At 41.4% G+C, this 887-nt stretch carries 1 protein-coding gene; it reads right to left on the reverse strand.

Translation table 11 applies throughout. The annotated features are described in order from the left end of the window. Nucleotides 1-191: 191 nt before the first annotated feature. A partial coding sequence (locus AB4496_RS27710; protein ID WP_372133214.1) for an ATP-binding protein occupies nucleotides 192-887 on the reverse strand: 696 nt, incomplete at its 5' end.

The raw sequence follows: 887 nt of genomic DNA on the forward strand, positions 1-887 counted from the left end.
CTAGCTCGAAAATGCCCCAAAATGAGTCAGCAAGAGCTTGAATCTGATTTTTAACTCGTCAATTTGACTTGCTTTTCCTCATGCTTAGAACATCTAACGATGTGATCAAATTCACTAATTCGTGGCCAATATCAGTTGACCACATTCTTGCATCTAACTAGACAAGCAATAAGCACTGATCTTTAGCTTGTTCAGCTACACATTCGCTCAGCAATAGCTTCAAGTTTTTTGAGATCTAGACGACCATTAGCCCAACCTTCAGCAAATGGTATTGTATTCGATTTTGGAAGTTGGTTTTTCTGAAGATCTCTAACTCTGATTCTAGAGGGAAGTGCAGCACCTTCGCCAACAAATATGGCTTCTTGTTGTGACAAAATCGCTAGCGCGCCAACCATTCCAGATAAACCATCTGGTAGAAAACGGGCGACATGCTGTTGATCAGCAGAGTTAGTAAGCCTTAATACGACCCAAGTGCCACATTGTGATATAACAGTGCTATCTACATCTGCGGGTCTTTGACTAACAAGCATAAGGCCAATCCCATATTTTCGTCCCTCTCTTGCAATGCGTCTTATAGCTCCTTGTGCTGCTGCATATTGCGCCTCTCCATGATCAGGCACATATCTATGTGCTTCTTCGCATACGAGCAGAATTGGATCTTTTTCCTTCTCTTCTTGTGTTTGAAATACTTTATATTGAAACAATAATCTGGCAATCAAGGCAGCTAAAGGGCCTGCAACTTCGTTAGGCAGCCCTGAAATATCTATTATTCTAATGTCTTTTTCATCTTCAACAGGAACCCCGACAAGCTGGTTTAAAACCTTGTGAAGTCTAATTTCATCTTGTTCACCTTCCCAACATTGCAGCATGAAAGAGAGTCGCTTATC

The organism is Vibrio sp. 10N.222.46.A1, assembly GCF_041473595.1.
In the GTDB taxonomy this organism is placed as follows: domain Bacteria; phylum Pseudomonadota; class Gammaproteobacteria; order Enterobacterales; family Vibrionaceae; genus Vibrio; species Vibrio tasmaniensis_A.